Raw genomic sequence first — 26,447 nt, 5'->3', positions numbered from 1 at the left:
TGCCGGGCGGCTCGCGGGCGCACCCCCACCGCCGTCGGATGTTCACTGTCGTACGAGGAATCAGATGCCAGGCACCCTCCCCCGCGCGCGAGGCGAGTCGCGCGGCGGGACCCCCACCGGCACCCCACGCGGTGCGCACCGGTGGCCCGGATGAGCGGTGACACGCCCCGCACCGGGACCGGCTCCGCCTCCCTCCCCCAGGGTCTGCCCCGGCGGGCCCGGAACACCCCGGCCCCACCACGGCTCCGCGAGGACGCGGCCGACGCCCCCTCGACGGCCGCCGGCGACGACACCGAGGACACCGTCCGCCCCGACGACCTGGCCCGCGTCATGGTGGCGATCCAGCGGGGCACGGCACGCGCCCGGCTCGCCGGACCCGACGGCGACCACGACTCCGGCGGCACCCCTTTCACCTCCGGGACCCCCGGCACCGGCGGGACCCTTGCCACCGACGGCCGACCGGCACCCCGACCAGGTCCCGAAGCCTCCTGACGGGCGCTGCCCCCGGCGCCCCGACGACCCGGCGCCTCCCCCGGCGCCGACCGACCGTGAGGAACACGCACGACATGACTGAGCAGGAACGACCCGGTCCCCAACTGGACTGGCTGCTGGACGGACTCGTGGAGCGCATACCCGAGATCCACTGCGCCATCGTGCTCTCCGGCGACGGCCTTCTCATCGGCAAGTCGAAGGACATCCGGTTCGACGACGCGGAGCATCTGTCGGCCGTCGGCTCGGGCATGCACAGTCTGGCCCGGGGCGTGGCCCGGCACTTCCAGGGCGGTGAGGTCCAGCAGACCGTCATCCAGATGGAGCGGGCGTTCCTCTTCGTCACCGCCGCGGGGCGGGGCGCGCGGCTGGCGGCGATCGCCTCGGAGGAGGTGGACGTCGGCATGATGGCCTTCGAGATGGGCACCTTGGTCAAACAGGTCGGCAAGTACCTGAGCGCGGCGCCCCGTGCGGAAACGCCGTCCGGCTACGTGCAGGACGCGTGAGCCGCGACGGCCGCCGGGCCGGGAACTCGTCGAAAGGGTGATGGATGGTGTCCGTCAGCTCCGGGCCGGTCGTACCCACCGCCCTGAAGATCCTGATCGCGGGCGGATTCGGCGTCGGCAAGACCACGATGGTCGGCTCGGTGAGCGAGGTGACCCCGCTGGCGACCGAGGAGCACATCTCCTCGGCGGGCAGACGCGTGGACGACCTCAGGGGCGTCGAGAAGAAGGTCTCCACCACCGTCGCCCTGGACTTCGGCCGGATCACGTTCTCCCCCGAGCTGGTGCTGTACCTCTTCGGCACACCGGGGCAGGACCGGTTCTGGTTCATGTGGGACGACCTGTGCAGCGGTGCCCTCGGGGCCGTGGTCCTCGCCGACACCCGCAGGCTCGACGCCTGCTTCCCCGCGGTCGACTTCTTCGAGTCCCGCGACATCCCCTTCGCGGTCGGCGTCAACTGTTTCGACGGCAAGCGTGAGGTGGACGCCGAGCAGGTCCGCCAGGCGCTCGACCTCTCGCCCGAGGTCCCGGTCCTGCTCTGCGACGTACGGCAGCGCCACTCCAGCAAGGAGCTTCTGCTGGCGGTGCTCGGTGCGGCCCGCCGCCGGATGGAGGCCCGTCTGGTGGCGGCGGGGCTCCGCCCGGGCTGAGGACTCAGAGAGTCGACTCTTCGGCCCTGGCCAGCAGTTCGGTGCGTCCGATCGCGTCGGTGCGGGTGGAGGGGACGGTGCAGGCGTACGCGCCGGCGATGGCGCCGAAGAGGGCGCACCGGTGCGGTGGTTCGCCGGTGAGCCGGCCGCAGAGATAGCCCGCCGCGAAGGCGTCGCCCGCCCCGTTGGAGTCCACGACCGGGGTCGGCGGGGCCACCGGTGGCACATGGCTCAGCGCGCCGTCGACGAGGTGGTACGCGCCCCGTTCCCCGTCCGTGGCGACGACGGTCCGGGCCCGGCCCCGCTCGGCGATCCGGCGCATGGTCTTCTCCGGGTCGGGGAGCGCGGCCGCCGACAGGAAGACCAGGTCGGCGGCGAGGGCGAACGGCTCGTGGTACGGGTCGGCGCCGTCCCAGTCGTGCAGATCGGTCGAGACGGTGACCCCCAGCTCGCGCAGCAGCGGCAGCGAGGCCGCGCACGGCTGACTGATGGAGACATGGACGTGCCGGCTGACCCCGGCCAGCGCGCGGACCGTGTCCGGGGGCAGTTCGTGGACCTCCTGGCTCCGGCTGCCGTCGTAGAGCGAGCAGCGGCGCCCGTCCGGACCGACGAGGTTCACCGCGCGCCGGGTGCCGCCGGGCAGCGGCGCCTCGGTGAGCGGGATGCCCCGGTCACGGTGGAGCGCGCGGACCAGATCACCTTCGTGGTCGTCGCCGAGCAGGTCGAAGTGGTGCGTCCGCAGCCCGAGCGCGTGCGTGGCCACCGCCATGAAGTCGCCGGTCTGTCCGGCCCGGGTCTCGATGGCCGGCACCAGATGGCTGTCGGCGAACGGGAGCGGCAGTTCGGGAACGTAGACGATGGTGTCGACGCCCGCCCCGCCCAGCACGAGGACATCGATCTCGGACTCGCTGCGCACGCTGCCTCCCACGGCGACGGGCCGACTGTGGGGGCAGCGTACGTCCGGCGCGCCGCCGCGTCCCGAAGGGGCGCGGGGAACTGCGCGACCGGCCACGACATGCCCGCGGCCGACCGACAACCGGAGCAGGCGCCGTGTTCCCACCGGAACAGGCGCCCTGTTCCGAGCGGAGCGTCTACGTCCAGGACGGATCGGTCAAGGGAAACCCTCCGCTCTCGTGCGTCGCCGTCGGAGGGGCGGGCTCGGCGGTTTCCCGGCCCTCCGACGGCAGTTCTGCCCAGACGACGCGACCGGACCGTTGTGGGGTGTCGCGCACCCCCCAGTCGCTGCTGAGCATGCCGACCAGCATGAGCCCACGCCCATTCTGGTCGTCGGGGCCCGGACGACGCCGGGCAGGCTGTGCGTGACCGCTGTTCTGGTCCTCCACCTCGATGCGCAGCCGGCTGCCGGTGAAGTGCAGCCGGCACACGATCCACTCGCTGTCCGTGTGGGTCAGCGCGTTGGTGAACAGCTCGGACGTGATCAGGAGCGCGTCCTCGAGGGTCTCCGGACGCACCTCCCATTCGCCGAGCAGCTCGCGCACGGTTCTGCGTGCCTCGCCCGCCGAGGCGGGCACCGCGGGCAGTCCGAAGACTCCCGCCCTGTGGGGTTCGTACGCCTCTGCGCCAAGGGGTGGGTACATGGTCGGGGCTAACCGGTCCGGGGACTGGGGGAGGGTGGGCGGAGCCATCGCCGTATGCCTTTCGTTGGCCCTTCGCACCGGTGGGGTGCCGGTGCCACGGCCGCCTCGCCGCTCGCCGCGAGCTCTGGCAACTCGCGCCGGACAGCGCTCAGTTGCGGCCACATCTCCCCCAACCTGGCCGCGCGGCCCCGGTGTTCGCCGGAACCGTGACGGTACGACCACTGTGGCATCCGCGAACAACACCTCGCAACCAGCAAGTTGAAATTTGCAATTTGTGGGTCGCATGCTGCCCCCGTTCGAGCCAAGATCGTGTCAGACTGCGCTCTCGAAGCGACTCGCACAACAACGCGCATTCTGTGAACGAAAGCGCTCAGGACTCGTAATCCAGTTCGACATGACCTCTGTGGCTCGGCGTGAGGGGTGGTGGGCGTGACCGCGGAAACGGACTGGGGCGGCGCCCCCTCCGTACTGCGCATGATCCTCGGCAGACAGCTGGAGGAGTTGCGCACCCGCGCCGGGTTGACGTTCGAGCAGGCGGGCGAGGCGATCGGTGTCAGCCATTCCACGATCCGCCGCCTGGAGGCCGCCAAGGTCGCCCGGTTGCGGCTGCCGGATGTCGAGAAACTGCTCCAGGTCTACGGCGTACGGGACCAGCAGGAGATCGAGACCTTCCTGAAGTCGGTCCGCGAGGCCAACAAGCGCGGCTGGTGGCACACCTACCGCGACGTCCTGCCCGACTGGTTCGCCGCCTACCTCAGCCTGGAGCAGGCGGCGCTCCAGATCCGGGCGTACGAAGCGCAGTTCGTGCACGGCCTGCTCCAGACCGAGGAGTACGCCCGTGCCCTGCTCGGCGCCGGCAACCCGCACGCGGCGGCGGAGGACACCGAGCGGCGGGTGGCGCTGCGGATGCGCCGCCAGGAACTCCTCACCCGCCCCGCGCCGCCCCGGCTGTGGGTGGTGATGGACGAGACGGTGCTCAGATGGCCGGTCGGCGGACCGGACGTGATGCGCGCCCAGGTCGACCATCTGATCGAGCTGAACCGGCTTCCGCATGTCACGGTCCAGATCATGCCGTTCCAGAACGGCCCGCATCCGGCGATGCGGGCCGGCGCGTTCCACCTCTTCCGGTTCAGGGCCCCCGAGTTGCCCGACATCGTCTACCTCAACGGTCTGGTGGGCGCGGTGTACCTCGACAAGCAGGACGACGTCGTCGTCTACCGCGAGGCCCTGGACCGGCTGGGCGCCCAGTCGGCGCCCGCCCGCAAGACCGAGGCCCTCCTCGGCGCGCTACGCAAGGAGCTCTGACGTGCACCACCGCATATCCAAGACAACGACCCACGGAGTACACAACGACGTCCGCAACGGCATGCCCGCCCGCGATCTCGGCGCCCAGGACTGGCACCGGCCGTGGAGCGACGACGCGGGCGGCGCCTGCGTCGAGGTGAAGAAGCTCGCCGACGGACGGGTCGCCGTACGCCAGTCGACCGACCCGGACGGCCCCGCGCTGCTCTTCACCCCCCGCGAGATGACCACCTTCCTGGCCGGCGTGAAGGCGGGCGAGGCCGACTTTCTGCTCTGAACCTTTCGACTGCTTGCTGCCACGCCTCGTTGACGCACCACCTGTTTGCGGATCCGGGGGTTCTCGTCGCTTGCCGAACCCCCGACCCCTGCCCGATCACGCACCCGACAGAACGACTTGATGGGAGGGACGGCGTTGCCCGACAACGGATGGCCGGCCGACCGGATCGACACCGAGCACGCGCACTCCGCGCGTATCTACGACTACATCCTCGGCGGCAAGGACTACTACCCGGCCGACAAGGAGGCCGGTGACGCGATGGCGCACGAGTGGCCGGCGCTGCCGGTCCACATGCGCGCCAACCGCGACTGGATGAACCGCGCGGTGCGCTGGCTCGCCGAGAAGGCCGGCATGCGCCAGTTCCTCGACATCGGAACCGGCATCCCCACCTCCCCCAACCTCCACGAGATAGCCCAGTCGGTGGCCCCCGAGTCCCGGGTCGTCTACGTGGACAACGACCCGATCGTCCTCACCCTGTCCCAGGGGTTGCTGGCCAGCACCCCCGAGGGCAGGACCGCGTACATCGAGGCGGACTTCCAGGACCCGGAGACCGTCCTCGGTTCCCCCGAGTTCCGGGACACCCTCGACCTGAGCGAGCCGGTCGCGCTCACCGTGATCGCGATCGTCCACTTCGTGCTGGACGAGGACGACGCGGTCGGCATCGTCCGCCGGCTCCTCGAACCCCTCCCCTCGGGCAGCTATCTGGCGATGACCATCGGCACCGCCGAGTTCGCCCCCGAGGAGGTGGGCCGGGTCGCCCGCGAGTACGCGGCCCGCGACATGCCGATGCGGCTGCGCACCATCGACGAGGCCCATGAGTTCTTCGACGGCCTGGAACTCGTCGAGCCCGGCATCGTCCAGGTCCACAAGTGGCACCCGGACGGCACGGGCGAGCAGGACATCCGGGACGAGGACATCGCGATGTACGGGGCGATCGCCCGCAAGCCGTGAGGTGGGAGGGCGCGTTCTCCGGCTCACGGGCCGGGGCGCGCCCTCTTCCGCGCGCACGGCGGCCACACGGCCGTGCGCTCTCGGCGTCGCGGATCGGCGCCCGGCGTCCGCGCGCTCGGCGGCTACCGTGCCGTGCCCGTGCTGTCCCGGACGATCAGCTCGACCGGGATGACGGGGTCTTTCTCCAGCGCCTCGCCGGCGTCCTCCGGGTCGTCCAGCTGCGTCAGCAGCAGCCGCAGCGCCCGCCTCCCGATCTCGGGGAAGTCCGTACGGATCGTCGTCAGCGGCGGCAGCAGATGCGCGGCCTCCGGGATGTCGTCGTAGCCGACCACGCTCACGTCGTCCGGCACCCGGCGGCCGGCCTCGTGCAGGGCGCGCAGCAGGCCGAGCGCCATCTGGTCGTTGGAGACGAACACGGCGGTGACCTCCGGGCGGGCCGCCAGCCGCCGGCCCAGCGCGTAGCCGGAGTCGGCGCTCCAGTCCCCCACCAGCGGTTCGTGGACGCGGGCGCCGGCCTCCCGCAGGGTCTCGCGCCAGCTCGCGGCGCGCATGTCGGCGGAGGTCCATCCGGTGGGGCCCGCGATGTGCCAGACGGTGGGGTGGCCGAGGTCCAGCAGATGACCGGTCGCCAGCCGGGCGCCCGCCGTGAAGTCCGAGGAGACCACGGGGGTGCCGTCGCCGAGGCCGTTGTCCAGCATCACCAGCGGGGTGTCCGGGCGGGCCCCCGCGAGCGCGGTGGCGACGGGGCGCTGGGGGGCGATGGCGATGATCCCGTCCGCGCCCTCGGCCGACAGCCGGTCCACCGCCTGGACGACGGTGTCCCGGTCGGCGGTGTCGAGAGCGATGGAGCTGACGAGGTAACCCGCCGTCTGGGCGGCCGTGTTGATCGCGGTCAGGGTGGAGGCGGGGCCGTAGCGGGCCGCGTCGAAGGAGATCACGCCGAGCATCCGGGTGCGGCCGCTGGCCAGGGAGCGGGCGCTGCGGCTGGGGCGGTAGCCGAGCGTGCGCATGGCCTCCAGGACGGCCTCACGGGTCTCCGCCCGGACCGCCGGGTGGTCGTTGAGGACGCGGGAGACGGTCTGCTTGGAGACACCGGCGAGGTGGGCGACGTCTGCCATCACCGGGCGGGAGCCGGCGAAGTTGCGTCGGCTGCGGGTGCGGGTGGGTTCGCCGGGGTCGTGGCCGGCCGCGCCGCCGTTCGTGGCGCTTCGGGGCATGCGGCATCCTTTTCGACGGGGTTCAGGGGTAGTTGGGGTGGGTTTGGGGTGGGTGGGGTGTGTCGGTTCGGGGCCACAGGATAGGTCCGTCCCTTTCCTCGCCCCCGCCGCCCCTACCCGTCCCATCCAAGGGGCTGCGCCCCTTTGACCCCCAGGCGTCCGTCCGGTGGGGGCTGGTCGCGCAGTTCCCCGCGCCCCTGAAAAGCAGGGGCTGCGCCCCGTGCTTTTCGGCCCGAAAGGGCCGTAGGCCCTTGAGGGGCGCGGGGAACTGCGCGAGAAGCCCCACCGGACCCGCACCCGACAGACCACCGAGCGGGGTCGTAGGGGCGTTGGTCAGCCTGGGCGGAGGGGCCAGGATCGGACCGTGACGCACTCCGCGCGCCGCACCTCCGCCGGGATCGCCGCGTCACCCACCCGGCCGGGCACATACACCGGCGCCCCGGCCGCGAGCGGCAGCACCCGCACCCTCAGCTCCCCCACCGGCAACCGGTCGAGCCCGATCTCCCACACCCGCCCCGAGAAGAACTGATCGGCGACCGGACGCTCCCCCACATACGCACGGCCCACGTCCCCGGTCCAGTGCAGCCGCAGCAACGTGCCGGGAGGCGGATCGTCCGGCAGCGCGACGCGGTACTCCGCGGCCGCAGAGTCGAAGCACCCGTCGCCCGGTACGCTCGCGCGGCCCATGACGCCCGTGGTGACCGGAGGCGCCTCGCCCGCGGGCCGGACCAGGGTGACCGGCAGCACGCCCCCGGAGCCGCCGCCGTCCCCCGCGACCAGCGTGTAGCGGACGAACACCCCGTCCTCCGCCTCCTTCACCGTCGCCCCGGTCACGACCGGAGCGCGGGCCGGGGCGGGCAGGACGGCGAGCGACGGTTCACCGGCCGCGCTGTGGAGGCGTACCTCGTCCGCGTGGGCGTCGAAGACCACCCCGCCGTCCGCCGAGAGGATCAGCCGCTCGGCGCCCCAGGCGGGCCCCCGGTAGGCGCCACGGGCCGTCGCCGCGTCCAGGACCAGCAGGCCGACCCGGTGGCCGTCGGCGGTGTCGACCTCGACCAGGGCGTCCGTGCCGGGGCGCAGCGCCGTCACCAGGGCGCGGTCGCCCGTCGTCGTGACCTCCGCGTCCGACGGCGCGGACACGGTCGTCACGGTGCGCAGGTCGAGGGCGAGTTCGGGGGCGATGCCGTCGGTCGCGGTCAGGACCAGGATGGTCCGGCCACGGCCGTCGTCGACCGTGCAGAGGGGCTGCGCGGTGGCCCAGTCGAGCCGCAGCCCGGCCACTTCCAGCCGCAACGGCCAGCAGAAATAGGCCCCTTGGGGAATCGTGACGGGCGCGCTCGGCAACGACAGCACCGGCCCGTCCCCGGGGAACTCCACCTCGAACGAGGTGTCCGGGCGGTCCGGCAGCGGCTCGTGCGGCTGGTGGTTGTTGACGAAGAGGAAGCCCGAACGGTCGTCGGCGCGGACCGCCCAGCGCAGGGTCTCCCGGTCGTCCTGGCCCGTCGGCAACAGCTCGGGCAGGACGGACTCCATCGGCGCGATCAGCCCGCCAAAGTCGGCCAACAGCAGGTGCTGGAGGCGGAGTTCGTCGTAGGAAGGGCGGTACTGGCCGTACTCGCCGAGGGGCGCCTGGAAGTCGTAGGTGAGGCGGGGGAGGTCGTTGGGGTAGCCGGTGGCGTGGGATTCCTGGAGGGGGGTGAGGTCGCCCGGCGGGTTGGTGCCGCCGTGGAACATGTAGTAGCCCTGCCAGACCGAACCGCAGCCGATCTTGGTGAGGCCCAGGGCGCCGACGTCGGCGGCGTCGACGCGCGGCCGCCGGTGGTACGCCACCGCCATGCCCCCGCCCAACTCGCAGGTGGCCCAGGGGAATCGGTCCGACAGCTGCTCCGGGTCACCGCCCCGCACCGTGGTCGGACGGAGGTCCGCGCCGATGCCCTCGTCGTCCCGCTGGTGGGTGAAGAAGTAGTGCTTGCGGCAGGTGTCCGGCCAGCCGCCGTCCGCCTCGGTCCAGAAGGCGTCGGTGTAGCCGCCGTAGAGCGGCAGCAGTTCGTCCGGCGGCAGCCGCACCCCGCCCCAGGCGGTCGACGTCCACAGCGGCGCCGACAGGCCCGCCTCCTGGGCCATGCGTTTCAGGGTGAGCAGATGGTCCGGCTGGTCGTACAGCTCGTTCTCGATCTGGATCGCGACGATCGGGCCGCCGCCGGCCCGGTCCAGGCCCCGGAGCTGCTCGGCGATCGCCGCGTACCAGCGGCGTACGGGGGCGAGGTAGGCCGGATCGTCGGTGCGCGGGGCGTCCGTGCGAGCCAGGACCCAGTCGGGCAGGCCCCCGCCCCGGACCTCGGCGTGCACCCAGGGTCCGATGCGGGGGATGAAGTCCAGGCCGTGCCGGGCGCAGAGTTCGGCGAAGCGGCGCAGGTCGCGGTCGCCGTCGAAACGGACGCGGCCCTCGGTCTCCTCGTGGTGGATCCAGATGACGTACGCGGCGACGACCGTCACCCCGCCCGCCTTCATCTTCAGCAGCTCCTCCTCCCACTCCCCCGCCGGGTAGCGGGAGTAGTGGAACTCCCCGGAGACGGGGAACCAGGGGCGGCCGCCCCGCGTGAGCAGACGGCTGCCGACCTCGATGGGGTCGGGCACGCCGGGGGCGTCGGCGAAGGGCAGGTGGCCTCGCCGTTGCGGCTCGCCGGACCCCCGCAGGCGCACGCGGTGCGGCCGCGCCATCAGGGCTTCACCGGGCCCAGGTCGGGCGTGTCCGTGAACGCGGCGCGCGCGCTGGTCGTGGCGTTGAGCTCCAGCAGGACCAGGTCGTTGACACCGGCGCGCAGGACGGGGCCGGGGACGTACAGGGTGCGCTGGGGGCCACGGTTCCAGTAGCGGCCGAGGTGGAAGCCGTTGATCCAGGCCTGCCCCTTGGTCCAGCCGGGCAGCGACAGGAAGGTGTCGGCAGGGGTGCCGACCTCGAAGGTGCCGTGGTGGAAGGCTGGGACGGTGACCGGGGTCGCCTCGGCCGGCGCGAAGGGGACCGTGGACAGGTCGGCCAGCGGGAGGCGGTGGGTGTCCCAGCCGAGCAGGGCGGTGCCGTTGAAGGTGACCGGGCCGAGGAGGCCCTTGGCGGCGCCGATGCGGGGGCCGTAGTTCACGCCGCCCATGTGCTCGACCAGCACGTCGAGCGTGGCGCCGGGGCGCGGCACGCGCAGCGGCAGCGTCTCGTCGTGGCGTTCGCGTTCCAGTACGCCGACGGGGGCGCCGTCCACGAAGATCTGGGCGCGGTCGCCGACCCCGCCGGTGAAGTGCAGCAGACCGTCGCCCGCCTCGGGGAGGGTGGTGCGGTACAGGGCGTAGCCGGAGCGCTGGCCGAACTCCTCCATGGTGAGCGGGTGTTCGCTGCGCGCCACGGCGGCGCCGGAGAGGGCGGTCGCGTACGGCAACAGGGGCGCTCGGCGGTCCAGCTCCACGGTGATGCCGGAGAGTCTGGGCGCGGGCGCCGGGACCGGCTCGTCCGGGACCGGGGCGTGGCGGGCGATCACCTCGCGGAAGGCGTGGTACTTCGGGCCCGGGTCGCCGGACTCGGTGAGGGCGGCGTCGTAGTCGTAGGAGGTGACGATCGGGGCGTAGCACTGGTCGTGGTTGGCGCCGTTGGTGAAGCCGAAGTTGGTACCGCCGTGGAACATGTAGATGTTGACGGAGGCCCCGGCCGCCAGCAGCTTGTCGAGGTCGGCGGCGGCGCTCTCCGCGTCCCGCACGTGGTGCTCCTCGCCCCAGTGGTCGAACCAGCCGATCCAGAACTCCGAGCACATCAGCGGCCCTTCGGGCATGTGGGCCCGCAGCGCCTTCAGTGACTCCTCGATCTTCCCACCGAACGTGGCGGTGGACAGTACGCCCGGCAGGCTGCCGGCGGCCAGGTGGTGGGCCGAACCGGCCTGGTCGCAGGTGAAGAGCAGTTCCTCGACGCCACGCGACCGCAGCGCCTGGTGCACATGCTTGAGGTACGCGGTGTCGTCGCCGTACGCCCCGTACTCGTTCTCGACCTGGACGGCGATGATCGGTCCGCCGCTCGCGGCCATGTACGGCAGCAGCGGGGGCAGCAGGATGTCGAGGTAGCGGTCGAGGGCGTCCGTGAAGCGGGGGTCGCTGGAGCGCAGCCGGATGTCGGGGTCCGAGGTGAGCCAGGACGGCAGACCGCCGCCGTCCCACTCGGCGCAGATGTACGGCCCGGGACGCAGCAGGACGTGCAGGCCCTCGGCGCGGGCGAGGCTCAGATAGCGGGGCAGGTCCAGCAGTCCGTCGAGGACGAGGTCGCTGTCGGGGTCGGGCTGGTGGAGGTTCCAGGGGACGTACGTCTCCACCGTGTTCAGGCCCATCAGCCGGGCCTTGCGCAGTCGGTCGGCCCACAGGTCGGGGTGGATGCGGAAGTAGTGCATCGCGCCGGAGATGATCCGGAACGGTTCACCGTGCAACAGGAAACCGTCGGACGACGTGGTCAGAGCGGGCGAGCGCAAGGCTGTTTCCCTTCGGCTGGGACGTGCGGGGAGGGTGGGCGGTGACGGGGGTCCGTCAGGGACAGTGGGCAAGGGGCTGCGGGCGGCGGGTGGCGGCATTGACTGGGTTACGGTGAACCGGAGTTGGAGCGTGTGGCCCGGATCAGCCACAGGGTGGCCGCGAGGCACACGGCCGAGACCGCGCCGAGCAGCAGGGGGACCGAGCGGACGCCGGACCACTCGATGGCCTTGCCGAGCGCAGGGCCCGCCGCCACCCCGCCGATCATGGAGGCGGCGATGACGACCGCTCCGGCCCGGCGGGCCCGGGGTGCGGCCGCGTTCAGCCAGGGCAGACCGGTGGGGAAGATCGGCGCGATGAACAGGCCCACACCGGCGTAGGCGTACGGGGCGAGCGAGGGCACCGAGGCCAGCAGCAGGCAGACGGTCATACCGGCGCAGGAGACCGTGATGATCGTCTGGGCGGAGTGGCGCAGCGCGAGGGGGACGACCAGGAAACGGCCGACCGTCATCATCAGCCAGTACACGGAGGTGGCGGTCGCGGCGGCCCCGGCGCCGTACCCGACCGTCTCCAGGTGGGTGGGCTCCCAGCCGCCGACGCCGGCCTCGATGCCGACGTGCAGCACGTAGAGGGTGACGAAGACCGAGAGCACCGAGCCCAGGCTGCGGCCGAGCGCCGAGCCGTTCGCCGCCGCCGAGCCCGGAACGCCGGTCGTGGTGGTCACGGCGGAGGCCGGCTGGGGCCCCTGATCGCGTACGCCCCGCAGGCAGAACAGGAGGGGCAGGTTGGCGGCGGCGAAGGCGAGGAAGAGCGCCGGGTAGTGTTCGGCGCCGACGGCGGCGATCAGGGCGGGGCCGAGGATCGCGCCGATGCCGAAGTGGGCGTTGAGGACGTTCAGCATGGCGGTCGAGCGGTGGCCGAAGCCGACGGCGAAGAGCTGGTTGAGGCCGTAGTCGATGCCGCCGAACCCGAGTCCGGCCAGCAGGGCGGCGACCAGTCCGACGGGCCAGCTCGGGGCCAGCGCGAAGCCCGCCGCGCCGAGGGCCATCAGCAGGTAGGAGGCGCCGAGGATCCGCCGGTTGCCCATCCGCCCGTAGAGCCGGTCGAAGAGCAGCACACCGGCGACACCGCCGATGAAGTGCGCGCTCAGCCCCAGCCCGGCGGCCGACGGCGAGAGGTCGTAGGTGTCGCGGAAGGCGGGGATGGCGGGGCCGTACAGCGCCTGCAGCACGCCGATGAGGACGAAGCCGACACAGGACGCGACCACGGCGGCGGGGCTGAACACCCTGGTCTCCGGGGCCGGTCGGATGTGCTTCACCTCTTGCGCGGTAGGTGTGTCGGGCACGCGGAACTCCGCCTCTCCGTGACTGGGCCACTCGCAGTGTTACCGGTAACATCACCGGCGTCAAGATTGCCCGCGAGCCTGTGTGGCCGAGCGGTGTGCGGGTGCGGCGTCAGCCGGTGGGAGCGTGGCCCGGAGCGCATCGGCCCCGGGCGAAGGGCGCGGTGCGGGCGGCCCGGGGCGGCGGGGATGGGCGCGCCCGGAGCTGAGGGGCGCGCGTGTGTTCCAAAGGATGAGCGCACCCGTGGCCAAAGGATGGACGCGCCTGCGGCCAAAGGATGGACGCACCCGGGGGCAGGGGACGGGCGCGCCCGGGAGCGGGTGCCGGGCGCGCCCTGCGGTGGGGCCGGTCAGCAGATGGTCTGGGCGCTGTCGACCAGGCGGTTGTTGCGGAAGGTGGTGTTCTCGCCGCAGGGACTCTCCCTGATGGACGAGTTGGTGACCGTCAGGTTCTGGACGGTGATGTCCCGGTTGTTGGCGAACTCCGACCGTGCCGCGAGCCGGATTTCGCCACCGCCGGAGACCGTGCCGCTCTGGGCGGCGAGGTTCACGTTGTAGCAGTTCTCGATCAGGATCGCGTTGTTGCCGGTGTTGGTGAGGTTGATCCGGTCGATGGCCGCGCCTCCGCTCTCGGAGACACAGAAGACGCCGCGCCCCCCGCCGCGCGCGATCACCTCGCCGACCCGGATGTTGGTCGGATACGCGCTGCCCACACGGCCGTTGCGGTTGGCCATGCGGAAGGCCGCGTAGCCGGTGCCGGCGCCCGCGCCGTCCGCGTCGACCTTGGTGACCGTGGCGTTGATCGTCTGGTTGAGGAGCAGCCCGGACTCGCCCACGTTGCGGGCGGTCACCGTGCCCACGGTGAGCCCGTCGACGCCGTACGTCTCGACCGCGTGGCTGCTCGCCCCGGAGACGTAGACGTTGTCGATCCTGACGTTGCGCGTCCACTGGCTGGTGTCGCCCCGGTTGTCGATCCGGACGCCGAGCCCGCGCGTGAGACGCATGTCGAGCTGGCCGAGGACGACGTTCTGAACATTGCGCAGGAAGATCCCGTACAGCGGGGTGCCGGTGAGGTTGAGGTGCTGGACCTCGATGTCACGGGTGCCCCGCGAGTAGACCGGCGCCTGGTCGCCCGAGCCGGTGCCGGTGACGTTGATCGTGCCGCACACGTCGAGGACGGTGTAGCTGGGCAGCGAGACCCGGGAGCCCGCGCCGATGGATCCGGAGCCGCGCACCACGACGCGTTCCTTCGAGGTCCGCCCGGCGGTGAGGCTGTTGACGGCGGCCTGTATCGCGGCGCGCATGTCGGTTCCGGTGTAGGTGACCGTGCCGCCGCGCCGGGCGGTCCAGGTGGTGCCGTTGAGCACGGCCTCCGCCTGGTACGAGCCCTCGCCGCACGCCGCGGCCGGCGCCTCGGCGGCGACGGGTGCCGCGTCCAGTTCCGGGGCGGGGCTCGCGGGGGCGGTCACCGCGGCGGCCCCGGTGAGCAGGGCGGTGGCACAGGCGGCGGTGACGAGGGCGCGGGTGCGGGTGCGGCGGGAGGTTCGAGGGGTGTGGGGCGTGGGAGGCGTGGTGGCCGTAGTGACCGGTGCCGGGGGTGTGGCTGGTATGAGGGGTGTCGTGGTCGGGGTGGGGGCTCCGGCCTCGGCGGTGCTCGTGGGGTGGGGTGCGGCTCTGCGTCCCATCTCGGCTTCTCCTGTGGGGGGTTCGGCCCGCCTGCCCCGCATCCACCGCCCGCCGTGCCCTCCTCGTCGAACGCGTTTCGACCGAGCCGTGCCCGGTCGAGGGGTTCGGCGGGCCGATGACCTGGGGTGGCACGGCTGTGTACGGCACCTGGCGGTACGGCGGTGTGGTGGCAGGCGATTGGTATGGCGGGCCGTGAGTGTGGCAAGCGCTTTCCATGGGCGTCAAGAGCTGGGGGAGGCCGGGTTCGTCGGAGCGGAGACGCGCAGGTGACTCTAGGTGACTCGTCGTCTCACGTATGGTCATGGGGCGCGAAGAAGATACGAGATACGAGATATCAGGAGGGGCAATTGGCGCTGGAGCCGGTGCGGTTCACGGTTCTGGGGTCGGTCCGCGTGGAGCGGGCAGGGGTGGAACCCGCGCCGAGGCGTCCCCAGGAGAGGGCGCTGCTGGCGCTGTTGCTGGTGCGGGCGGGGCAGCCGGCGACGCTCGGCGAGATCGTCGACGTGCTGTGGGGCAGGCGACCACCGGCCAGCGCGGTGAACGTGGTCCGACGCCATGTGGGCTCGCTGCGGCGGCTGTTGGAGCCGGGGCTGCCGAACCGTGCCGCCGGACGGTGGCTGATACGGGACGCCGGCGGGTACCGGCTCCTGGTCGATGCCGACTCCCTCGATCTGCTGCGGTTCCGTCGACTGCGGGACGAGGCGTGCCGGGTCGCCGGTGACACCGACGGGTCGGCCGTACGGGTCGTGGAACTCCTCACCGAGGCCCTGGCGTTGTGGCGGGGGCCCGCCGGGGCCGGGCTCCCCGCCGAGGTGCGGGAGCGCGCCGGGTTCCCGGCGGTCGACCGTGAACGGACCGCCGCCGTACGGGAAGCAGCCGACGCGGCGCTCCTGGCCGGCACCCCGGCCGCCGTGCTCCCCCTGCTCCAGGAGGCCGCGGACGACGCACCGCTGGACGAACCCCTGCTGGCCCGGCTGGTACGGACCCTGGCCGCCACCGGGTACGAGGCGCGGGCGCTGAACACCTACCGGGCCGCCCGCGCGCGGCTCGCCAAGGAACTGGGCATCGACCCGGGCCAGGAACTCCGCGCCGCCCACCGAGCCGTACTGCACGGCACCCCGCTGTCGACCTCGGCCCCGACCCCGACCCCGACCTCGATCTCCGCCTCGCCCCAGCCCTCAGCGCCCCTCCCCACACCCACCCCGACCCCGACAGCGACCCCCGCCCCGGCCCCGACCCCACAGACGCCACCGGCCACCGTCCCCGCCCAACTCCCCCACGACCTCGCGACGTTCACCGGTCGCCGGGCCGAACTGGACCAGGTCCTGGCCCTGCTCCCCGGCCACGACGACAGCGGTCCCGGCACCGTCGTGATCAGCGCGATCGGGGGCATGGCCGGCATCGGGAAGACCACGCTCGCCGTGCACTGGGCCCATCGGGTCGCGGACCGTTTCCCGGACGGGCAGCTCTACGTCAACCTCCGGGGCTTCGCGCCCTCGGGCAGGGTGATGGAGGCCGGGGAAGCCGTGCGGGTCTTCCTCGACGCGCTGGGCGTACCGCCGGAACGGGTGCCGCACGGTGTCGACGCTCAAGCAGCGCTGTACCGAAGCCTGTTGGCGGGCCGACGGTTCCTGGTGCTGCTGGACAACGCGCGGGACACCGAGCAGGTGCGGCCGTTGCTGCCCGGGACGCCCGGCTGTCTGACCATCGTGACCAGTCGCGACCAGCTGTCGGGCCTGGTCGCCGCACACGGCGCGCACACACTGGCGCTGCGTCCGCTGGACGCCGCGCAGGCACGGTTCTTCCTCGCGCGCAGGCTGGGGGCGCGACGGCTCGCGGGCGAGGAGCGGGCGGTGGGGGAGATCGCGTCGCTCTGCGGCGGACTGCCGCTGGCGCTGGCCTGCGTCGCGGCGCGAGCCGCCACGCACCCGGACTTCCCGTTGTCGGCGATCGCGGCGGAGCTGCGCGCGGCGCACGGCAGCCTGGACGCGTTCAGCCGCACGGACGCGGCCGCGAACGTGGGGGCGGTGTTCTCCTGGTCGCTGGGGGCCGTGTCGCCCGAGGCGGCGCTTCTCTTCCCGCTGCTCGCGCTGCATCCCGGCCCGGACTTCTCCGTGCCGGCGACGGCGTCGCTCGCCCGGCTGTCCGTACGCCGCGCGCGGTCGCTCCTCGTCGAACTGGCCGGCGTCCACCTCGTGGCCGAGCCCGCGCCGGGCCGGTACGCCCTGCACGACCTGCTGCGCGCCCACGCGGCCGAACTCCTGGAGGACCAGCACCCGGAGGCCACGCGGGAGGCGGCCACGGAGCGGCTGTACGCGCACTACCTGCACACCGCGCACGCCGCCGAGCCGCTCCTCGCCCCGCACGCCGATCCGATGCCGCCGGGCCCGCTGCCGTCCGGTGTCCACGCCGAGCCGCCGGCCGATCACGCTCAGGCGCTGGCCTGGCTGTCGGCCGAGTATCCGGTACTGCTGGCCGTCGTCGGGGCGGCGGCCCGGTCCGGCCGCGACCGGGTGGCGTGTCTGCTCGCCTGGTCGCTGGAGCCGTTCTTCGACCGGCGGGGCCACTGGCACGACTGGGCGACCGTCCAACGCATCGCGCTCGACGCGGCGCTGCGGGTGGCCGACCCCGTGGGGGAGGCCAGGGGCCTGCGCGCGCTGGCCCGGGCCGAGAGCCGGCTCGGTCTGCACGGGTCGGCCCGGCTTCGCCTGGACCGCGCGCTGTCACTCTTCACCGAGGCGGGTGACACCGTCGGGCGGGCCGACACCCACCGCAGTCTCGGCTGGACCCACGACCAGGAGGGGGATCTGCCCGGCGCCCTCCACCACAACCGGCTGGCCATGGAGCTCTTCCGGGACAGCGGTCGCCTCGCCGCGTACGCCAGTGTGCTCAACTCCGTCGGCTGGTACCACGCGCTCCTCGGCGAGCACGAGGAGGCGCTGAGCCACTGCCATCGGGCCCTGGCCCTGCTCCAGGAGCTCGGCGACCGTTACGGCGAGGCCGCGACCTGGCACACGATCGCGTACGCCCACCACCACCTCGGACGCCACCCGAGCGCCCTGCTCGGCTACGGCAACGCCCTCGCCCTGTACCGGGAGTTGGGTGTTCCCTACCTGGAGGCCTGCACCCTCGTCCACATCGGCGACACCCGTGCGGCGATGAGCGACCACCACAGCGCCGTCGAGGTACGGCAGCAGGCCCTCACCCTCCTCATCACCCTCGGCCACCCGGACGCCGACCAGGTCCGGGCCCTGCTCGGCACGAGCGAGCGCTACGCGTGACCGGCGCCGCTGAACCCGAACTCCCCAACGGATCAGGTGGATTGCTGAGGTTCGACGTGCTGGGGCCGCTTCGGGTGCGCCGGGGCGAGGAGGAACTCGACCTCGGGTTCCCTCAACAGCGGGCGCTGCTCGGCCTGTTGGTCGTACGGGTGGGCCGTGTGGTGCCGTCGGGTGAGATCGTCGACGTGCTGTGGCCGCGTCGGGCGCCGGCGAGCGCGATGAACGTGGTGCGCCGGTACGCCGGTTCGCTGCGGCGGCTGCTCGAACCCGGGTTGCCGCCCCGGGCCCCCGGACGGCGGCTGCTGCGGAGCGCCGGGGGCTACCGGCTGGACGCCGACGAGGACGACGTCGACCTGCTGCGTTTCCGCGCGCTCACCAAGCGGGGGAAGCGGGCCGCCGCCACGGGGCGGTCCGAGGCGGCGACACGGTACTTCGTGGAGGCGCTGGGCGAGTGGCGGGGGCCGGTGGCGAGGGGGATCCCCGTCGCCGTCCGGGAGCACGCGGTGTTCGGGGAGGTGGAGCGCGAGTTGCTCCTCACGACCAGGATGGCCGCCGACGCGGCGCTCCTGTGCGGAAGGAGCGAGCAGGTGCTGCCCCGCCTGCGTCAGGCCCTCGAACTCGATCCCCTGGACGAGTCGTTGCACGCGGCGCTGGTGATGGCCCTCGCCGCGGCGGGCCTCCAGGCGGAGGCGCTGGCCGCGTACGAGCGCGTACGACGGCTGCTGGCCGAGGAGTTGGGCGTGGCACCGGGCACGGACCTCACCACGGCCCACACCAGGGTGCTCCGCCAGGAGTGGACTCCGCCACGGCCGCCCGCACCCCTCGCACCGCCCTCGGTGCCCGCGGCGACCTCGGCGGCCTCACCGCCCGGACCGACGGTGGCCGTCGCGCCCCCGCCCCGGCCCTTCGCCCAACTGCCGCCGTCCCCACCGGTTTTCGTGGGCAGACGCAGTGAACTGCGTCGTCTGGCGGAGATCACGGACGCGCTCGGCGCGGGCGCGCCGCCGGCCACCGTGCTGATCAGCGGGATGCCCGGGATCGGCAAGACGGCCCTGGCGGTGCACTGGGCGCACGCGGTCGCCGGACGGTTCCCCGACGGGCGACTCCATGTCGGGCTGAGGGGGTTCGACCCGACGGAAGACCCTCTGGAGCCGGACGCGGCACTGCGCACGCTCCTCACCACGCTCGGGGTGCCACCCGCACGCCAGCCGGGCCGCACGGACTCGCTCGCCGGCCTGTACCGGAGCCTGCTGGTCGGCCGACGGCTGCTGGTGGTGCTGGACGACGCGGCCGACACCGAGCAGGTACGGCCGCTGCTGCCCGCGTCGCCCGGCTCCCTGACCCTGGTCACCAGCCGCAACAGCCTGTCGGCCCTCATCGCGTCGGGCGCCCACCCGCTGCGTCTGGACCTACCGCCGACGACGGACGCCCGGGCCACACTGACGGCCCACCTCGACCATCCAGCCCACACGACGGTCGCCACCGACGCGGCCCACACAGCCGAGGCCCTCGGCACTCGCGACACGCTCGACGAGATCGTCAGCCGGTGTGGGCGGCTGCCGTCGGCGCTGGCCGTCATCGCGGCCCGTGCCGCCCACCAGCCCTCCCGGACCCTCGCGGCCCTCGCGGCCGAGCTACGGCACTCCCGGCGCACACTCGACGCGTTCACCGCACCCGGAGGCGTACCCGACCTCCGCGCCGCCCTGACCCGCTCCTACCGACGTCTTCCGCCCGAGCACGCCCGGCTGTTCCGTCTGCTGTCCCTGCACCCCGGCCCCGACCTGGACGCCGAGACAGCCGCGGCCCTGGCCGGACTCCCCCTCCGGCGGGCCCGGCAGGCGCTCGACGCCCTCGCCGACGCGCACCTCGTCACGGAGCACACGCCCGGCCGCTACGCCCAGCACCGGCTACTGCGCGCCCTCGCCGCCGAGTTGACCGAGACATACGACTCACCTGACTTCTCTGGGGAGTGAGGCTGTCGTAGTGGTGTGCACCTCGAGCGCCATGTCCCCCGGCGAGGGTCAGCCGCTCACTGCCCGTAGTGCCCCCGGCCTGCGGCCGTTGAGACGGTCCAGCGCGGTGGCCGTGGCCTGGTCGGCCGGCATGTGCACCACCAGGCGACGGCCCTCGTCCGCCAGCATGAGTGTCTCGAGGCCACGATGTCTCCCATCCGGTTGAGCAGGACGGCCGGCGCGGGCTCCAGACTCTCCAGGAGCGCCCGCAAGGTGGGGCGCACCGTGCGCTCCGGCGGTGCGGTGACCGCCTGGCACAGGTCCTTGTCCTCGCCGTGTTCCCTGACCAACCGGTGCAACAGCACACGGTCCGCCGTCGACAGCTGGAGGATGTCGCCGAGGGCGGCGAGGACCTTGGGTGAGGGGTTGCGGTCCCGTCCCTGTTCGAGCCGGGTGAGGTATTCGACGCTGATACCGGCGAGGGTGGCGAGCTCGGCGCGGCGCAGCCCCGGCGTGCGACGGCGAAAGCCCGCGGGATCGCGATCATCGGAGCCGGCGTCCGGCTCTTCCCGCAGAACACCGTCCTGCTTGAGCGGGTCGTCAACGTGCTCATCGACCTTCAACCGGGCATCCTGTTGGCCTTCAACACCGACCCGGAGGACAACGTCGAGGCGATCCACCGCTGGCTTCACCGCTAGGCATCCTTCGCGAACTCGCTTGAGCGATCGGTGATGACCGCTCAGGCCCAATGCCGTTGCGACAGCTCGTGGTCGTACGCTGCCGTGCGTGCTCTCGGGGTGGTGCGGGTGTCTGCGGACGTCGGCGAGTTATCGGGTTTGGGGGCCTCCTGCCCCCAGACGGCTGCGCAGTCAGCCCCGCGTCGTCAAACGCACGATGTCCAACTACCGGCTCAAACGGGCCGAAAACCACACCTGGCCCCAGCCACCCGCACCGGCACCGGCACCGGCACCGGCACCGGCACCCGAGCAGTCCGCATTCTGCGCCCCCCAGCCGCAGACCCGTAAAGCAACGGCACTTAGCCGCGTGCCGCCCGCCATCACTTCACGGTCACTCTTTTTTCACATCTCCCTTCCTAGGCTCCAAGTGCAGTGCTCGCACGATGCGCTTGATCCGTGCGCTCGAACGGCCTTGGAGGCAACGACAGATGACCACGTCCGACATCGGCACCCTCGCGCCTGCGGGTCTCCGCATCGCCGTCCTCGGCGGGAGCCCCTCCGAGTTACCCGGCGCGGGGCGGCCGGGCGTCGGGGCGTACCGACTGACCGCGCGGGCCGGGGGCGCGTACCTGTTCGTGGGGGTGCGCGGGGCCCGCCTTCCGTCCGCCGCGCGGATCCCGGACCTCTCGCTCCACCCGGGGGACATCTGCTTCTACGACGCGGACCGTCCGCCGTCACTGGACTTCCCCGAGCGCTGCCGCCTCAAGGTCTTCCTGGTCCCGGCCGACGAACTGGGGCTGGAGGACGGCGGCGACGACCTGCGGCGCGTGGTCGCGCACCCGGTCGCCCGGTCCTCCCGGCTGGGGACCCTGCTGTCGCCGTTCCTGTCCGAACTGGCCGACACGGCGGTCTCGGCGATCTCCGCCGAGCCGCCGGTCGGCGAGATGCTCGCCCGTAACGCCGTGAACCTGTTGGCCACGCTCGCGGCGGAGCAGCTGGGGCGGGCCCGGGCCGGCGGTGCCCCGGGCGCCGGCCCCACGGACGGACCGGTCGGCCGTACGCCGCTGATGGCGCGTGTCCTGGGTTTCATCGACGAGCATCTGGCCGACGCGGACCTGTCGCCGGAGGTGATCGCGGGGGCCCACCACATCTCGGTGCGGTATCTGCACCGGCTGTTCCAGGACGAGGGGATGTCCGTGGGCCGCTGGGTCCAGCGCCGCCGGCTGGAGGAGTGCCGCCGCGACCTGGTGCTCGGCGTCCGCAACCGCCGCACCATCGCCTCGGTCGCCGGCCGCTGGGGCTTCCTCAGCGCGACGCACTTCAGCCGGGTGTTCCGGGCGGCGTACGGCATGTCCCCGAGCGAGTGGCGGGATGCGGCGGCGGGCCAGGCCCCGACGGACGCCCGACGCACACCGCTGAACACCCCCTAGGAGCGTGGGTCGGTAACGGGCAAGTGGCTGGCTGGCCGTGATCGGTGGGGACCGGTCGTGGTCGCCCGGCGGGCGCGTGTGAGGCTGTGGTCGGGGTCCTGTCCGTCAGGTGTTCGGCCCGGCAGGTCCACCGCGAGGCCGGGGGCCGGCTTGGTCAGCCGGTCAGGGCGGCGAGTCCGGTGGTTCCGGTGTGTCGGAAGATGTTGCGGAGGTTGTGGCAGGCGGCGAGCAGTCGCCACTCGCCGCGGGCGCCGTCCTCGCCTCGCAGGAGGAGCTGGCGGCCGTTCTGGCAGGTCATGATCTGACCGAAAACGGGTTCGACGATGGCTTTTCGGCGGCAGTAGGCGGCCCTGCCGGGCTTGGTCCACAGCTTGCGGGCCATGCGTTCCTTCAGCGTGGCGTTCGCCGGGATGCGTCCGCGTGGTGCGGGCGGGACCTGCTCGTCGTGGGCCAGTCGGCCGGTGGCCATGAACGTGTCGGTGCCGCAGGCCAGTTGACGGTCCATCGCGGCCTCGAGATTGGTCTCGGAGCAGTAGCCGGCGTCGACCAGTGCCTGCTTGGGGTGGACGCCGGTATTCTGGGCGGACTGGTCGAGCATCGTGGTGTAGTTCAGCGCGTCCGAGGCGTTGGTCGTCACGTCGGCGGCGGTGATGACCTGGTGTTCGGCGTCCACGACGGCCTGGGCGTTGTAGGCCTGGATGTAGGCGCCGTCGCTGTTCTTCATGATCCGCGAGTCGGGGTCGGTGAAGTTGGCCTGCACCTTGGGCTTGGGACGCGCCTTCACAGCGGCATTGTGCCCGGCGTTGGTGACGGCCTGCTCGTCGCTGGTGCCCGCACGCTCCTGGCGGCGGCGCTCCTCATCCTCGGCGTGGCGGCGGGCCTTGTCGGCGGCTTCGGCCTCGATCTGCGCGCGGGCGGCCTGCAGCCTGGCCAGGCGCTTCTCGCGCCGGTCGAGCTCGGCGGGCAGATCGGTGTCCTTGCCGTCCGTGCCGAAGCTCTGGTCCTCGGCGGTGTCGGTGGCTTCGGCGTCGGCCAGCAGAGCCTGGGCCTTGGCCTCCAGGGCGGCGATCTCGGCTTCAATCCGCTCCTCCTTGTCGACCAGGCGGCCGTAGCTCATCGCCTTGTGCTTGGAGGCGTTCGCTTCGAGCTTGGTGCCGTCCAGTGCGACGCGGCCCATCTTGACCATGCCGAGCTTGGTCGCCAGGTGCAGCGACTGGGTGAACAGGTCGGCGAGGGCGTCCAGGTGGCGGCGGCGGAACCGGGAGATGGAGCGGAAGTCCGGGGCCTGGTCGGCGGCCAGGAACCGGAACGCGATGTCGTCGGCGCACTTGCGCTCGATCGCCCGTGAGGAGCGGACCCCGGTGGTGTAGCCGTAGATCAACAGACGCAGCATCAGTCTGGGGTCGTAGGGCGGATAGCCGCGCTTCTCGGTGTAGTCCGCCAGGACAGGTCCCAGGTCCAGGGCCTCGTCCACCAGGTCGGCGACGAACCGGGCCAGGTGGTCCTCGGGCAGCCAGTCGTCCAGCGACGGGGGCAGCAGCAGGACCTGGTGCGGGTCGAACGCCCGAAACCGCTTGTCCACCCCGGCCCCACGGCCCTGCGGCTGCCTCTTCTCGACCGGCTCGACCTCGAACAGCCCATCCCCACCACGCATACCGATATCATCCCGCACGAATGATCACGAAACGCACGCGGGATGCCGCCACGCGGTACCAGCTCAGAGGGCCGCTGGCTGGAGCTGATGCGGCATGTTCCAGCCTTCGGCGAGTTTCGACGGATGGATGTTGTGTCCACCGCCGAAGAACTCGCAGAACTTCATGATGAGCGGGTCCCATCCGAGCGGGTCCACGTAGTGCGTCCCCGGGATGATCAGATCCTCCTCGACGTGGGCGCGAAGGACCTCGACCTGGAAGGCGGTGGCATGAGGAGTAGGACCGCCGAAGGGGTGCGCCGAGACGACCCTGCACTCCAGCTGGACCGGACATTCCGCGACCCGGGGCGCCCGAACCAGCTCCGATGCCTGCTCGGTCAGCTGTGCGGCCGAGAACTTGTCCGGCTCGTATCGGTAGCCCTGCTTCACCTTGTGGTCCGGCACGGCCGATGTCCCGGTGGTGAGCGCGATCCGGTCAACGGCGTCGACCATCGCCGATGAGGGCAGGTTGAGCACGCATTCGCGTTCGCGCAGCAGGTTCGCGGTCGTCTGGCCGCTGTTGCCGAGACCGAGCATGCAGGACTGGCCCAGCCACCAGGCGGAGGACATTGGCGCGAGGTTCGCGGTGCCGTCCTCGTTGCGTGAGCTGATCAGCACCACCGGTGTCCCGAAGTACAGCACCTTGAGCCCGGGGACCACGTGCATTCGTTCGCCTTTCGCGGGGATGTGGGCTGGAGAGACTCGCCATGCGGTGCACGAGCCGTCACCGACTGTCCCTGAAGCAAGCGAAGGCTGCTGGCGGCAATCGGACGTTGCGTTCCGGCAGGTCGGATCGATCACCCCGACCACGGACACCCAGCCGGTTGCCGATTACGGGGACACGCCCCTAGCCCCCATGTCGTGCGCTCCCGGACCGACTTCGGTGCGCTGGTGGGCCATCGCGTGCCCGGCTCCGGGCCTAGCGTCTGGCCGTGGGGCGCCGCCCCGCGCGGCGCACCGCACCGAGCGCCGCCGGCGTGACCCGCCGATCCGGGCGCCGCTCGCACGGCATCTCGAACCGAGAGCCGCCCGCACCACATCACGACCCATCGGGAGAACCACATGTCCGACACCTCCGAGCCGACCCGCCCGGTCCTGGAACCGGCGGCCGCCGCCTTCGCCGAGGCCACCGCCAACCCGCCCTTCCTCTTCGAACTGCCGCCCGCCGAGGGCCGCAAGGCGGTCGACGAGGTGCAGTCCGGCGAGATCGCGAAGCCGGAGACCGACGAGGAGTGGATCACCGTCTCCGGCGGTCCGACGGGCAGTGTCCGGGCGCGCCTCGTCCGGCCCGCCGGAGCCGAGGGCGTGCTGCCCGTGATCCTCTACATCCACGGCGCGGGCTGGGTGTTCGGCAACGCGCACACCCACGACCGGCTGGTGCGCGAACTGGCTGTCGGCGCGCGGGCCGCCGTGGTCTTCCCCGAGTACGACCTCTCCCCCGAGGCCCGCTACCCGGTCGCCATCGAGCAGAACTACGCGGTCGCGAAGTGGGTCGTCGAGCAGGGCGCGTCCAAGGACCTGGACGGGACCCGGCTGGCGGTCGCCGGTGACTCGGTCGGCGGCAACATGACGGCGGCGCTGACGCTGATGGCCAAGGAGCGCGGTGACGTCCCGCTGGTCCAGCAGGTGCTGTTCTACCCGGTGACGGACGCGAGCTTCGACACCGGCTCGTACCACCGGTTCGCGACGGGCTACTTCCTGCGCCGCGACGGCATGCAGTGGTTCTGGGACCAGTACACGACCGACGAGGCCGAGCGCGCCCAGATCACCGCCTCCCCGCTGCGGGCGAGCGTCGAGCAGCTCAAGGACCTGCCCCCGGCCCTGGTCGTCACCGGCGAGGCCGACGTGCTGCGCGACGAGGGCGAGGCGTACGCGAACAAGCTGCGCGAGGCCGGTGTGGCGGTGACCGCCGTGCGCTTCCAGGGCATCATCCACGACTTCGTCATGCTGAACGCCCTGCGCGAGACCCACGCCGCCGAGGCCGCGATCACCCTGGCCACGACCACCCTGCGCACGGCCCTGCACGGCAACTGACGCCGGACGGAAGACGCATACCGCACGCACAGCGACAGATACCGCGACAGACACCGCACAGCCACGGTCGTCCGGCACGGCGCCGGCCGGCCCACAGAACGGAGAGAACCGCACCATGTCCCCCACCCCCACCGTCCTCCTCGTGCACGGCGCCTTCGCCGACGCGTCCAGCTGGGCCGGCGTCGTCGAGGAGCTGCGCGGCCAGGGCGTCCCCGTCCGCGCGCTGCCGAACCCCCTGCGCGGTCTGGCCTCCGACGCCGCGTACGTCGCATCCGCCGCGGCCCAGATCGACGGCCCCGTCGTCCTCGTCGGCCACTCCTACGGCGGCGCGATCATCACCGTGGCGGGTGCCGCCGAGAACGTCGTCGGCCTGGTCTACGTCGCCGCGTACGTCCCCGAACAGGGCGAGAGCCTGGGCGAGTTGCAGGGCCGCTACCCGCTGGCCCCGCTGATCGCCAACCTCGACGAGCGGACGTACCCCGTCGAGGGCGCGGACCCGGCCGTGGAGGTCACCATCAAGCCGGAGGCCTTCCCCGGCATCTTCGCCGCGGACGTCCCGGCCGAGGTCACCGAGATCCTCGCCGTCTCCCAACGCCCGCTCGCCGTCTCGGTGTTCACGGAGACGGCGGCCGCCGCCGCCTGGCAGACCAAGCCCTCCTGGGCGGTCGTCGCCGACGCGGACCAGGCCATCAACCCCGACGTCCAGCGCTTCGGCGCGAAGCGCGCCGGCGCCACCGTCACCGAACTCGAGGGCGCCTCCCACGCCGTGGCGGTCTCCCGCCCCAAGGAGGTCGCGACGGTGATCCAGGAGGCGGTACGCGCCACCGCCTGACCGGCCCGGGCACCCGAGCATAGGCAACTCAAACCACCG

The 26,447-nt window shown here is 72.5% G+C and carries 20 protein-coding genes and 1 pseudogene; 11 read left to right on the top strand and 10 right to left on the bottom strand.

From position 1 onward, the window contains the following. Positions 1–150 precede the first annotated feature (150 nt). The 3 genes from ACZ52C_RS22825 to ACZ52C_RS22815 all read left to right on the top strand — a co-directional run bounded on the left by ACZ52C_RS22825 (position 151) and on the right by ACZ52C_RS22815 (position 1,642). A complete protein-coding gene (locus ACZ52C_RS22825; RefSeq protein WP_469076458.1) occupies positions 151–492 on the top strand; it encodes a hypothetical protein in 342 nt (113 codons plus the stop codon). Between the two features lie 74 nt (positions 493–566). Beyond that, complete coding sequence (locus ACZ52C_RS22820; protein ID WP_469076457.1) at positions 567–995, top strand: roadblock/LC7 domain-containing protein; 429 nt, start codon at positions 567–569, stop codon at positions 993–995. A gap of 44 nt (positions 996–1,039) precedes the next feature. Next, entirely contained in the window at positions 1,040–1,642 is a 603-nt protein-coding gene (locus ACZ52C_RS22815; RefSeq protein ID WP_469076456.1) for a GTP-binding protein, read from the top strand. A gap of 4 nt (positions 1,643–1,646) precedes the next feature. On the opposite strand, the gene ACZ52C_RS22810 is transcribed toward ACZ52C_RS22815, so the two are convergent. Further along, entirely contained in the window at positions 1,647–2,558 is a 912-nt protein-coding gene (locus ACZ52C_RS22810; RefSeq protein ID WP_469076455.1) for an adenosine kinase, read from the bottom strand. Positions 2,559–2,733: 175 nt separating this feature from the next. Further along, positions 2,734–3,240, bottom strand: a complete 507-nt coding sequence (locus tag ACZ52C_RS22805) for an ATP-binding protein (protein WP_469076454.1) — start codon at positions 3,238–3,240, stop codon at positions 2,734–2,736. Positions 3,241–3,669: 429 nt separating this feature from the next. Between ACZ52C_RS22805 and ACZ52C_RS22800 the strand changes: the two genes are divergently transcribed. From ACZ52C_RS22800 to ACZ52C_RS22790, 3 genes are all read left to right on the top strand, one after another. After that, positions 3,670–4,545: a helix-turn-helix domain-containing protein gene (locus tag ACZ52C_RS22800; RefSeq protein ID WP_469076453.1), complete on the top strand. Its 876-nt coding sequence runs from the start codon at positions 3,670–3,672 to the stop codon at positions 4,543–4,545. A gap of 61 nt (positions 4,546–4,606) precedes the next feature. Further along, entirely contained in the window at positions 4,607–4,819 is a 213-nt protein-coding gene (locus ACZ52C_RS22795; RefSeq protein WP_045559951.1) for a DUF397 domain-containing protein, read from the top strand. A gap of 135 nt (positions 4,820–4,954) precedes the next feature. Continuing rightward, positions 4,955–5,770: an SAM-dependent methyltransferase gene (locus ACZ52C_RS22790; RefSeq protein ID WP_469076452.1), complete on the top strand. Its 816-nt coding sequence runs from the start codon at positions 4,955–4,957 to the stop codon at positions 5,768–5,770. Between the two features lie 122 nt (positions 5,771–5,892). Here the strand turns inward: ACZ52C_RS22790 and ACZ52C_RS22785 are convergent, their stop codons facing one another. The 5 genes from ACZ52C_RS22785 to ACZ52C_RS22765 all read right to left on the bottom strand — a co-directional run bounded on the left by ACZ52C_RS22785 (position 5,893) and on the right by ACZ52C_RS22765 (position 14,511). Next, the gene (locus tag ACZ52C_RS22785) at positions 5,893–6,987 is read right to left on the bottom strand and encodes a LacI family DNA-binding transcriptional regulator (protein WP_469076451.1); all 1,095 of its coding nucleotides are present in this window, start codon (positions 6,985–6,987) and stop codon (positions 5,893–5,895) included. A gap of 333 nt (positions 6,988–7,320) precedes the next feature. Further along, entirely contained in the window at positions 7,321–9,708 is a 2,388-nt protein-coding gene (locus ACZ52C_RS22780) for a beta-galactosidase (RefSeq protein ID WP_469076450.1), read from the bottom strand. After that, a complete protein-coding gene (locus ACZ52C_RS22775) occupies positions 9,708–11,486 on the bottom strand; it encodes a glycoside hydrolase family 35 protein (RefSeq protein WP_469076449.1) in 1,779 nt (592 codons plus the stop codon). The genes ACZ52C_RS22780 and ACZ52C_RS22775 overlap by 1 nt, the downstream gene beginning before the upstream one ends. A gap of 107 nt (positions 11,487–11,593) precedes the next feature. Next, complete coding sequence (locus ACZ52C_RS22770) at positions 11,594–12,829, bottom strand: MFS transporter (protein ID WP_469076448.1); 1,236 nt, start codon at positions 12,827–12,829, stop codon at positions 11,594–11,596. A gap of 347 nt (positions 12,830–13,176) precedes the next feature. Continuing rightward, positions 13,177–14,511, bottom strand: coding sequence for a hypothetical protein (locus tag ACZ52C_RS22765; protein ID WP_469076447.1), 1,335 nt, complete (start codon positions 14,509–14,511; stop codon positions 13,177–13,179). Between the two features lie 348 nt (positions 14,512–14,859). Between ACZ52C_RS22765 and ACZ52C_RS22760 the strand changes: the two genes are divergently transcribed. After that, complete coding sequence (locus tag ACZ52C_RS22760; RefSeq protein WP_469076446.1) at positions 14,860–17,793, top strand: AfsR/SARP family transcriptional regulator; 2,934 nt, start codon at positions 14,860–14,862, stop codon at positions 17,791–17,793. 41 nt (positions 17,794–17,834) lie between these two features. Continuing rightward, complete coding sequence (locus ACZ52C_RS22755; RefSeq protein ID WP_469076445.1) at positions 17,835–19,766, top strand: AfsR/SARP family transcriptional regulator; 1,932 nt, start codon at positions 17,835–17,837, stop codon at positions 19,764–19,766. Positions 19,767–19,945: 179 nt separating this feature from the next. Here the strand turns inward: ACZ52C_RS22755 and ACZ52C_RS22750 are convergent. Continuing rightward, positions 19,946–20,320: pseudogene (locus ACZ52C_RS22750) on the bottom strand (helix-turn-helix domain-containing protein); the annotation flags it as partial. A 590-nt stretch (positions 20,321–20,910) separates the two neighbouring features. Here ACZ52C_RS22750 and ACZ52C_RS22745 point away from each other — a divergent pair. Continuing rightward, complete coding sequence (locus tag ACZ52C_RS22745; RefSeq protein WP_469076444.1) at positions 20,911–21,852, top strand: helix-turn-helix domain-containing protein; 942 nt, start codon at positions 20,911–20,913, stop codon at positions 21,850–21,852. A gap of 154 nt (positions 21,853–22,006) precedes the next feature. Here ACZ52C_RS22745 and ACZ52C_RS22740 read toward each other — a convergent pair whose 3' ends face one another. Then, positions 22,007–23,434, bottom strand: coding sequence for an IS1182 family transposase (locus ACZ52C_RS22740; RefSeq protein WP_469076509.1), 1,428 nt, complete (start codon positions 23,432–23,434; stop codon positions 22,007–22,009). Between the two features lie 135 nt (positions 23,435–23,569). Next, entirely contained in the window at positions 23,570–24,208 is a 639-nt protein-coding gene (locus tag ACZ52C_RS22735) for a flavin reductase family protein (protein ID WP_389963804.1), read from the bottom strand. A gap of 396 nt (positions 24,209–24,604) precedes the next feature. On the opposite strand from ACZ52C_RS22735, the gene ACZ52C_RS22730 reads away from it, so the two are divergent. Both ACZ52C_RS22730 and ACZ52C_RS22725 read left to right on the top strand, forming a co-directional pair. After that, positions 24,605–25,576 (top strand): alpha/beta hydrolase, encoded by a 972-nt coding sequence (locus ACZ52C_RS22730; RefSeq protein ID WP_469076443.1) that lies wholly within the window; start codon positions 24,605–24,607, stop codon positions 25,574–25,576. A gap of 115 nt (positions 25,577–25,691) precedes the next feature. Continuing rightward, positions 25,692–26,408, top strand: coding sequence for an alpha/beta fold hydrolase (locus tag ACZ52C_RS22725; protein WP_469076442.1), 717 nt, complete (start codon positions 25,692–25,694; stop codon positions 26,406–26,408). Positions 26,409–26,447 lie beyond the last annotated feature (39 nt).

This window comes from Streptomyces sp. NPDC034049 (genome assembly GCF_055575575.1).
Note: the sequence above shows the minus strand (reverse complement) of the source record. Positions and strands in the feature narration are given on the sequence as shown.